We start from the raw sequence: 9,631 nt of genomic DNA, 5'->3' as shown, positions 1-9,631 counted from the left end.
GGCGCTCGCCCACTGATCCCGAACGAGAACCGGGCCCGACCGCAGCAGCGGTCGGGCCCGGCTCCTTTGTGATCCCTAGAGCGCGTCCAGATAGGGCCGGTGGCTGTTCATGAACTCCCAGCCGTAGTACCTGTCCCAGTTGACCGACCAGGTCATGAGCCCCCGCAGTCCCGGCGAGGCCCCGCCGCGCAGCGTGTACCCGCCGCAGTTCGCCCCCGACGTCAGGCAGTCGAGCGCCTGGTGGACCTGCGCGGGCTGGGTGTACCCGTTCCCGGCGCTCACCGCGGCCGGGAGCCCGAACGCGATCTGGTCCTCGCGCAGCCCCGGGAAGAACTGCCCGGTGTTGGCGACCTGGAACCCGGCCTTGAGCATGTCGGTCATCGCGATGTGGAAGTCCGCGCCGCCCATGTTGTGGTACTGCCCGTCCAGGCCCATCACGGGTCCGGAGTTGTAGTCCTGCACGTGGAGGACGTCGAGCTGGTCGCGCAGGGCGTGGATGACCGGCAGGTAGGAGCCGGTGCGGTTGTCGCCGGAGCTGGTGCCGCCGTAGAACTGGTGGCCGACCTGCACGAAGAACGTCTCGGGCGCCATCGAGAGCACGAAGCCGTCCCCGCCCGCGGCCGTCAGCGACTTGAGCGCGGCGATCAGGTTGACGATGACGGGCGTGGTCGGGTTGCGGAAGTCGCTGTCGCCGCTGTTGAAGTACAGCGAGTGGCCTTCGAGGTCGACGTCGAGGCCGTCGAGCCCGTACTCGTCGATGATCGCGCTGACGGAGGACACGAACGCGTTCCTCGCGGCCGTGGTGGTCAGCTGGACCTGGCCGTTCTGCCCGCCGATCGACAGCAGGACCTTCTTGCCCTCGGCCTGCTTCCGGTCGATCGCGGCGATGAACTCGGCCTTGGTCTCGACGTTCGGGCACTCGGCGACCGGGCACAGCGAGAACCGGATGTCACCGGAGGTCGGGCTGGTCGGCTCGCCGAACGCGAGGTTGATGACGTCCCATTCGGACGGCACGTCGTCGAGCCTGATGTACCCCGAGCCGTTCGCGAAGCTGGTGTGCAGGTACCCGATGAGCGCCTTGTCGGCCAGCCCCGACCCCGAGCAGCCCGCGGTCCGCGCGGTCACCGCGGCAGCAGGTCCCGAGCCCTCGGCATTGTGGGCCGTCACCGTGAACTCGTAAGTGGTGCAAGAGGAAAGCCCACTGATAGTGGCCGTCGTCCCCGTGGTGGAGATGTCGGCAGCCCCCGTACGCCGGACCGTGTAGCCATCCACCTCCCCGGAAGCGGCATTCCAAGCCAAGGTCACGCTCGTCTCGGCGGCCTGCGAGACCCGCACCGATCCAGGCGCGCCGGGCACCGGACCCCCGCCCCCGCCGTCCCCGGGCGGCCCGTCCAGCACGGCGTCATCGACCCAGAAGGCGCCCTGCCCGTACCAGCCGTGGACGTACACCTCTGCGGTCGTCTGCGCCGCGCCCGTGGTGAACGTGGTGCTCAACTGCGCGAACGCCCCGGCCGACCCGGTCCAGGTCGATCCGGCCCCCGTCGCGCCCAGATACACATAGGACCCGCGCACCCACGCGCTGAACGTGTAGCTGCTGCTGGGCCGCACCGACACGGTGAGCGCGCACCGCCCCGTCGAGGCCGCCCCCGCGGTCGACTGGAGCGCCTTGGCCCCCGACCGCACCGGCGAACTCACGACCTGCGCGGATTCGCAGACCCACGGCGAGGCCGACCCGGACTCGAACCCGGGATCGGTCAACAGATTGGCGGCCTGCGCCGGCGAAGCGCTCAGGGCCCCGGCCAGCGCCACCGTCATTGCGGCGAGCAGGGATGCGAGCAAACGCGGTCTTCTCATGTGATCCTCCCGTACTGACAGTAAACCTTCCTATTAATAAATGTCAATACGTCGGTTTCCGAGAGGATCTGCGCGGGTTCAGGACCGGCCGGGGCGGTAGAGGCCGACGATGACGCCGTAGCGGTCCTCGCCCTCCTCGTCGGGGAGGCCGTCGACCAGGTCCTCCAGGGTCTTGCGGAGTTGCTCTGCCTGGCTGCGGCTCAGGCGGACGCCGCGGAGGGTCATCAGGGGGTCGTCCTCGTCGGTGAGGACCTCGTCGGCGACGGCGGCGAGGACCGCCCTCGTCGTCTCGCCGGCCTCGTAGTGGAGCTTGCGGAAGGAGCGCTTGAAGTACTGCTCGGTGCCGCCGCGGACCTGCTTGGACTCGGCGAGTTCGACCAGGCCCGCCTCGCGGAGGATCTTCAGGTGGTGGCCGGCGCTGCCCTTGCTGATGCCGAGGTCGGCGGCCAGCCCGCTCAGGGTCGCCGTCTGCCGGCCGAGGGCGAAGAGCAGCCGGTGGCGCACCGGGTGGGCGAGGGCGCGGTACTGCTGCGGCGAGGCCACCGTCAGGTCCTCGGGCTCGGGAGCGTTCATGAAATTAAGTGTCCAGAACTCTGGACACTTTGTCAACTCCGTGGTTGACTTCTCGGTATCACCAGCCCCCCATGGAGGTCCAGATGTCCGCCGTCATCCCGCACATCGCCAAACTGCTCGACGAGCACTACGTCTTCCCCGAGGTCGCCGCCGAGCTCGGCGCCCGCCTTGCCGCCGCCGCGGCCGAGGGCCGGTACGACGGCGCCGACCAGGCCCGCCTCGCCGAGCTCGTCACCCCCGACCTGCAATCGGTCAACAACGACCTCCACCTGCGGCTCAAGTACAGCGAGACCGAACTCGCCGACACCCACGACGACGAGGAGACCCAGCTGCGCCAGATGGGCGAGTGGGCCGACCTCACCTGCGGCGGCGTCGCGAACGCCCAGCGCCTCGCCGGGAACGTCGGCCTGCTGAAGATCGCCCCGCTGCTGTTCCCGCCGGCCGTCGCGGGCGAGCGCGTCACCGCCGCGATGCACCTCCTCGCCGCCACCGACGCCCTCATCCTCGACCTGCGCGAATGCCTCGGCGGCGACCCGGACATGGTCGAGTGGGCCTACGGCTTCTTCACCGGCGCCGAACCGGTCCAGCTCACCGGCATGGCCCACCGCGACCCCGCCGACTTCAAGCAGTCGTGGTCCTCCCACGTCCCCGGCCCGAAGTTCGGCCCCGACAAGCCCGTGTGGGTCCTCACCAGCGCCACCACCTTCTCCGGCGGCGAGGCCCTGAGCTTCGACCTCCAGGAACGCGGCCGCGCCGTCGTCGTCGGCGAGCGCACCAGGGGCGGCGCCCACCCCCGCCAGGGCTTCAAAGTGGACACCCACCTCGAAGTCACCATCCCCACCGCCCGCTCCGTCAGCCCGATCTCCGGCGGCAACTGGGAAGGCACCGGCGTCGTCCCCGACGTCCCCGCCACCGCCGCCGACGCGCTCCCCGAAGCCCACCGCCGCGCCCTCGAAGCCGTCATCGCCCTCGGCGACACCGGATTCCGCCGCCAGAACACCGCCGAAGCCACCGCGGCCCTCGCCGGACTCCAAGCGGCACAGGACGACGCATAGCGGGCGGGCCTGAATCGCGCCCGCCCCTCGGCGGCGGTAAGGTGTGGCCCACCGAGGAGCGGACGATTCGTCACCAAGGAGACCTCTCTTGCAGCGCACCACACAGATGCTGGGCGTCCTCAACGTCCTGATGGAAGGCCAGCGCCGGTCCGAGTCGGGCGGCACCCGCAAGGTCGACAACCTGTTCGACAAGATGCACGCCAAGGCCCGCAAGGACACCGACACCACCGGCCTCGCCCTGTCCGGTGAGGACGACCAGATCCTGGAGAGCCTGCGGTTCCTCCTGCACTGCTGGGCCCAGACCCCCGACCTCTCCGGCGTCGGCTGGCGCTCGGCCAAGGACATGGTCGAGGCCCGGATCTCGAACCTGCTCACCGTCCGCCGCCTCCAGCGCCAGCACCCGGGCGTCCGCGGCGAGGCCGTCGAGCGGCCCATCTTCGTCCTCGGCCTGCCCCGCACCGCGACCACCCTCGCGCAGCACATCATCGCCGGCTCCGACTCCGCCCGCGCCCCGTACCTGTGGGAGATGTACTACCTCGGCCTCGAACCCGACGCCGCCGAACGCGAGCGCCGCATCCGCAAGACCCAGAAGCGCCTCGACATGACCCTCCTCATGTCCAAGACGTGGCAGCACATCCACCCCACGAACGCCCAGTGGCCCGAAGAGGACTACTGGCTGAAGTTCCACGCCACGTTCCACACCACCGTCGCCCCGCTCCCCGGCTACCTCGACTGGTACCGCGAGTCCTACGACCGCGACACCGACTTCCGGTTCGTGCGCGACGCCCTCCAGGTCCTCCAGTACGGGCGCCCCAAGCAGCGGTGGGTCCTCAAGCACCCCGGCAACATCTTCAACCTCGACTCGATCCTGCGCGTCTTCCCCGACGCGCAGATCGTCCTCACCCACCGCGACCCCACCACCGTCATGTCGTCCCTGTGCTCCATGGTGGAGAGCCTGTACAGCATCCACCTCAAGCGCGGCGCCGTCGACCCCAAGGAGATCGGGCGCACCTGGCTCCAGGAGCTCGCCGCCGGCATGGAGCAGTGCCGCCAGATCCGCGCCGCCTCCATGGAGCCCGGCCGCTTCATCGACGTCAAGTACCACCGCCTCACCGGCTCCCCCCACTCCGCCGTCCCCGAGCTGTTCCGCCAGCTCGACCTCCCCTGGGGCCCCGACGACGAAGCGCGCCTTGAAGAGCAGCTCACCCGCACCGGCCAGGGCGGCGGCCGCGACGGCGTGCGCCGCCACGAGCACTCCCTCCTCGGTTACGGCATCGACCCCTCCGAAGTGGACGACGCCTTCGGCAGCGACTACATGCGCATCGCCGCCGGATAACGAACTCGCGCCAGGCGCACGGACCGGCCTCCGGGCCCGTGCGCCTTTCGCAGGCGCCTCAGCGACTGTGCTTCAACGGAAATCGCGCGACGGCGCCGACGGGCTGTTCAAGTCCAGTTCGATGAGCTTGTACGCCACGATCATCGGCATCGCGCTCGGGTGCGCGTCGACGGCCTTCTCCACGGTCCCCTTGATGCGCAGCGCCTTCGCCACGGTCGCCACCGACTGCCAGCGCTTCCACAGCCCCTGCGAGCACACGACGTTCGCGATGCCCGTCTCGTCCTCCAGGCTCAGGAACGTCACGCCCTTCGCCGTCGAGGGGCGCTGGCGGTGGGTGACGATCCCGGCGATCTCGACCCGCTTGCCGTCCTTCATGTGCGGCAGGCGCCGGGCCGGGAGGACGCCGTCGGCGTCGAGGTGGGCGCGGACCAGTTCCATCGGGTGCGTCTCGACCGACAGGCCCAGCCCCGTGTAGTCGGCGCGCGCGAGCTCGGCGGCGCTCATGCCCGGCAGCGTCGGCGCCGGCGCGGCGAGCCCGGTGCCGGGGATCGTGCCGGGCCGCTCGTCCACCGTGCCCGCCGTCCACAGTGCCTTGCGCCGGTCCGGCTCCAGGCTGCCCAGGGCCCCGGCGACGGCGAGCTTCTCCAGGCGGCCCCGGTCGAGCCCGGCCCGGCGCGCCAGGTCGGCCATGGACCGGAACGGCCCCTCCGCGTCCCGCGCGGCCGCGATCCGCTTGCCCGCGTCGGCGCCCAGGCCCTTGACGTTGTCCAGGCCCAGCCGCAGGTCCGCGACCCCGTGCAGCGGCGCCTCGCACGCCCGGTCGGTCGGGACGAGCGAGGCGACCTCCTTGCTGGCGTTGACGTCCGGGGCCAGCACCGCGATGCCGTGCCGCTGCGCGTCGGCGATCAGCGACGCGGGGGAGTAGAACCCCATCGGCTGGCTCGCCAGCAGCCCGGCGTAGAACGCCGCCGGGTAGTGGCACTTGAGCCACGCCGAGGACCACACCAGATGCGCGAACGAGGCGGCGTGCGACTCGGGGAACCCGAAGTCCGCGAACGACTTCAGCTGCTCGTAGATCTGGTCGGCCTGCGCCTCCGTGATCCCCTTCTCCCGCATCCCGGAGTACAGGCGCGCCTTCAGCTCCTCCATCCGCTCGGCCGACCGCTTGGCGCCCATGGCCCTCCGCAGCTGGTCGGCCTCCCCGCCGTTGAACCCCGCGGCCGTGATGGCGATCTGCATCAGCTGCTCCTGGAACAGCGGCACCCCGTACGTCTTCTCCAGCACCGGGTGCAGGATCTCCGGCACCTGGTCGCGCCACGGCTCGCCGTGCCGCCGCCGCAGGTACGGGTGGACCGCCCCGCCCTGGATCGGGCCGGGGCGGATGAGCGCCACCTCCGCGACGAGGTCCTCGAACTTCCTGGGGCGCAGGCGCGGCAGGGTCGCCATCTGCGCCCGCGACTCGACCTGGAACACGCCCACCGTGTCGGCCCGGCACAGCATGTCGTACACCTCGGGCTCGTCCGGCGGCAGCCGCCACAGGCGGATCTCCCGCCCGTGGAACTCCTGCACCAGGTCGGCCATGCGGTGCAGCGCCTCCAGCATCCCCAGGCCCAGCAGGTCGAACTTCACCAGGTGCGCGTCGGCGCAGTCCTCCTTGTCCCACTGGAGGACCGTGCGGTCCTTCATGCGCGCGGGCTCCACCGGCACGATCTGGCTGACCGGCTCCTCGGTGAGCACCATCCCGCCCGGGTGGATGCCCAGGTGCTGTGGCAGGTCCCGCAGCTCGCCCGCCAGCGCCTGGACGTCGGCCGGGATCCCCTCGGCCTCACCGGGGTCGATCCCGCCCCACCGGTGCAGCCGCTTCGACCAGGCCACCGCCTGCTCGTGGCCGTACCCGAGCGCCTTGGCCGCGTCCCGCACCGCCGACCGCGGCCGGTACGTGACCACGTTCGCCACCAGGGCCGCCCGGTCCCGCCCGTACTTCCCGTAGACGTACTGGATGACCTCCTCGCGGCGGCCCGACTCGATGTCGATGTCGATGTCCGGCGGCCCGGTGCGCTCGTCGGACAGGAACCGCTCGAACAGCAGCCCGAACTCGACCGGGTCCACACTGGTCACCCCGAGGGCGTAGCAGACCGCGCTGTTCGCCGCCGACCCCCGGCCCTGGCAGAGGATGCCGCTCTTCCCGCAGAAGCCGACGATGTCCGCCACGATGAGGAAGTAGCCGCTGAACCCCAGCCGCTTGATCACGCGCAGCTCCTTGTCGAGCTGGCCCCACTGCTTCGCCGTCGCCGCGCTCAGCGGCCCGTAGCGCTCCAGCGCCCCCTGCACGGTCAGCCGCGCCAGATAGGAGAAGTCGTCGTGGCCGTCCGGGACCGGGAAGTGCGGCAGCCGCGGCTTCAGCAGCTCCAGGTCGAACGCGCACTCGGCCGCGATCCCCACCGACGCCGCGAGCGCCTCGGGGAAGTCCGCGAACCGCAGCGCCATCTCCTCGCCCGAACGCAGGTGCGCCCCCGCGTTCGCCGGCAGGAACGGGTCCACCCCGTCCAGGGTCGTCCGCGCCCGGATCGCCGCCAGCGCCGCCGCGGTCTTGGCCCGCGCCGGGACCGCGTAGTGGGCGTTGCCGGTCGCCGCCAAGGGGACCCGGCACCGCCGCGCCACCGCCGCGAGCGCCTCCATCCGCTCGGTGTCCCCGGGCAGGTCGTGGCAGGTCAGCTCGACCGCGACGTTCCCGGCCCCGAACCGGTCGACCAGCCCCCGCAGCTCCCGCTCGGCCGCGGCCGGACCGCCCGCGTCCAGCGCCGCGTTCACCACGCCCTTGCGGCAGCCGGTGAGGACCTGCCAGCGCCCGCCCGCGCCCGCGGCGAGGTCGTCGAGGCCGTAGCGGGGGCGGTCCTTCTCCCCGCCGGCGAGCTTCGCGGCCGTGATGGCCCGCGAGAGCCGCTTGTAGCCCTCGGGGTCGCGGGCGAGGACGACCAGGTGCCGCCCGGCCGGGTCGGCCTGGCCGCGCCGCGCCTTCGGCATGTCGAGCCCCAGCTCGGCCCCGAACACCGTCGGCAGGTCCGCTTCCCTTGCAGCCGTGGCGAACTGGGAGACCGCGTACAGGCCGTCGTGGTCGGTGATCGCGAGCCCCGTCAAACCGAGCCGGGCCGCCTCGGCGGCCAGCGCGGCGGGGGAGTCGGCGCCGTCGGCGAACGAGTAGTGCGAGTGGCAGTGCAGCTCGGCGTACTCAGTCATACCAGCCCACCGCCCGCCACCGGCCGTCCTCGCGCACCAGCAGCGCGAAGCTCCCGTCGGCCAGCTCCACCTGGAGGCGCGCGTACCGGCGGGCCTCCGCTCCCCACCACCGCTCGGCCACCGGCCACGGCCCCGCCCACGCCGCGATCCGGATCCGCCTGCCGCCCAACGCGACCAGCGCCGGCGTCGCCGACAGGTCGCCGCGGGCCGAGACCGCCACGGGCGCCCCGGCCGCGTCGAGGACCTCCACGTCCTGCCCCTTGCCGTGGCGCTGCGGCAGCGGGTCGGGCAGCCCGCCCGGCCACGGCCCCGACGGCGGCGGCGGGACCGGCTCGACCTCCCACGCGGCGCTGGCGTATCGCTCATCGAGGTCGCGGCCGTCGCCGTGGCCGGCGATGCGGACGGCTTCGGGGCCGAACAGGCTCTGCGCATGCCGCAGGGCCGCTTCGGCTTTGACGGCGGCGGCGGTCTTCTCGCCCCACAGGCCGCGCCCGGCCTTGACGAGGCCGACCAGGCCGCCGGGGGCGAGTTCGAGCGAGGTGACGGCGTTCGCGGCCTCGTCGCCGCCGTGGACGAGCGGCCCGGCGGCGAGCCAGCCCTCCAGCTGCCAGCGGACGCGCCGGGCGAGGTCGGCGGCGGTGATCGAGGGGTCGATCTGCCAGGTCCGGCGCCGTTCCAGGCCGCTGCCGGTGCGGGCGGTGACGGTGACGCGGGTGCAGGTGAGGTTGCGCTCGTCGAGGACGCGCAGGAGCCGCTCGGCGAGGGGCCGGGCGGCGAAGACCGCGTGCTTGACCGTGGCGTACGGCGTCTCGGGGGTCTCGGCGACCGCGAGTTCGGGCGCGGCCGGGCGCGGCACGAGCGGGCGGGAGAAGCGCCCGGCGGCGAGCATCTGGGCCCGGCGCACGGGCGCGCCGAACCGCTCGGCCACCGACTGCGGCGGCAGCTCCCGGAACTTCCCGAGCGTGTCGATGCCCAGGTGGCGCAGGGTCTCGCAGGTCTCGCGGTCGACCAGCCCGGTGGCCTGGAGGTCGGCGACGTCGCATCCGGCGAGGAACGCGGCGTCGCCGCCGACCGGGACGATCCGGCCGTCGCGGGCGGCCAGGACCGCCGCGAACAGGCCGTCGGCGACCCCGGTGAGGCAGTCCTGGTCGACCAGGCCGGACACCGTGTCGATGAGCCGCTCGCAGAACAGCGCCTCGTCGCCGGCCCCGGCGCGCAGCGGCACGGCCGCGCAGCCCGGTTCGAGGACCTCGACGTACGGGGTGAGCAGGTCCAGGGCCTCCAGGACCGGTTCGAACGCGGCGGCGTCCTCGCCGTCCCAGTCGACGAGCCGCATGACCAGGACCCGGCTCGGAACGCGGCGGACGCGGGCGTTCACGGCCGCTCCTCCCCGGCGGCGCGGGCGCGCAGGTCCACGACCGCACCGCTCCCGGTCCGGGCGTGCGCCTCCCCTGCGGCGGACCGGCCGCCGCTCGTCGGTTCGGCGGCGCGGTCGCGGAGGTCGAGGACGTGCTCAGGGGGCTTGCCGCCGTAGGGCCAGATCGAGGCCCGCCGCACGCCGCCGGAGCGCCACCGG

At 72.7% G+C, this 9,631-nt stretch carries 7 protein-coding genes; 2 read left to right on the top strand and 5 right to left on the bottom strand.

Annotation, left to right across the window (positions count from 1 at the left end):
* Positions 1 to 75: 75 nt before the first annotated feature.
* The gene (locus DI269_RS15555) at positions 76 to 1,854 is read right to left on the bottom strand and encodes a chitinase (protein ID WP_112137394.1); all 1,779 of its coding nucleotides are present in this window, start codon (positions 1,852 to 1,854) and stop codon (positions 76 to 78) included.
* Positions 1,855 to 1,932: 78 nt separating this feature from the next.
* Positions 1,933 to 2,427: an ArsR family transcriptional regulator gene (locus DI269_RS15550; RefSeq protein WP_112137392.1), complete on the bottom strand. Its 495-nt coding sequence runs from the start codon at positions 2,425 to 2,427 to the stop codon at positions 1,933 to 1,935.
* A gap of 83 nt (positions 2,428 to 2,510) precedes the next feature.
* Here DI269_RS15550 and DI269_RS15545 point away from each other — a divergent pair, with 83 nt between their 5' ends.
* Positions 2,511 to 3,482, top strand: a complete 972-nt coding sequence (locus DI269_RS15545) for a S41 family peptidase (RefSeq protein ID WP_198667463.1) — start codon at positions 2,511 to 2,513, stop codon at positions 3,480 to 3,482.
* A gap of 88 nt (positions 3,483 to 3,570) precedes the next feature.
* The gene (locus DI269_RS15540; protein ID WP_157975016.1) at positions 3,571 to 4,818 is read left to right on the top strand and encodes a sulfotransferase family protein; all 1,248 of its coding nucleotides are present in this window, start codon (positions 3,571 to 3,573) and stop codon (positions 4,816 to 4,818) included.
* A gap of 72 nt (positions 4,819 to 4,890) precedes the next feature.
* Here DI269_RS15540 and DI269_RS15535 read toward each other — a convergent pair whose 3' ends face one another.
* The 3 genes from DI269_RS15535 to DI269_RS15525 form a co-directional block, all read right to left on the bottom strand.
* Positions 4,891 to 8,055 (bottom strand): error-prone DNA polymerase, encoded by a 3,165-nt coding sequence (locus DI269_RS15535; protein WP_112137385.1) that lies wholly within the window; start codon positions 8,053 to 8,055, stop codon positions 4,891 to 4,893.
* Positions 8,048 to 9,433 carry a DNA polymerase Y family protein gene (locus tag DI269_RS15530; RefSeq protein ID WP_112137383.1) on the bottom strand — a complete coding sequence of 462 codons (1,386 nt, stop codon included), beginning with the start codon at positions 9,431 to 9,433 and terminating at the stop codon, positions 8,048 to 8,050. The genes DI269_RS15535 and DI269_RS15530 overlap by 8 nt, the downstream gene beginning before the upstream one ends.
* Positions 9,430 to 9,631 (bottom strand): hypothetical protein (locus tag DI269_RS15525; RefSeq protein ID WP_157975015.1); only part of this gene is annotated, 202 nt, incomplete at its 5' end. The genes DI269_RS15530 and DI269_RS15525, both read right to left, overlap by 4 nt.

Origin of the sequence: Glycomyces dulcitolivorans, from assembly GCF_003265355.1 — a bacterium.
Taxonomy (GTDB): Bacteria; Actinomycetota; Actinomycetes; order Mycobacteriales; family Micromonosporaceae; genus Glycomyces; species Glycomyces dulcitolivorans.
Note: the sequence above shows the minus strand (reverse complement) of the source record. Positions and strands in the feature narration are given on the sequence as shown.

What these genes read in the sequence shown, in the direction of transcription:
- DI269_RS15545 (WP_198667463.1), top strand. Translation starts at nt 2,511, where the DNA reads ATGTCCGCCGTCATCCCGCACATCGCCAAACTGCTCGACGAGCACTAC.
- DI269_RS15555 (WP_112137394.1), bottom strand. Translation starts at nt 1,854, where the DNA reads ATGAGAAGACCGCGTTTGCTCGCATCCCTGCTCGCCGCAATGACGGTG.
- DI269_RS15550 (WP_112137392.1), bottom strand. Translation starts at nt 2,427, where the DNA reads ATGAACGCTCCCGAGCCCGAGGACCTGACGGTGGCCTCGCCGCAGCAG.
- DI269_RS15535 (WP_112137385.1), bottom strand. Translation starts at nt 8,055, where the DNA reads ATGACTGAGTACGCCGAGCTGCACTGCCACTCGCACTACTCGTTCGCC.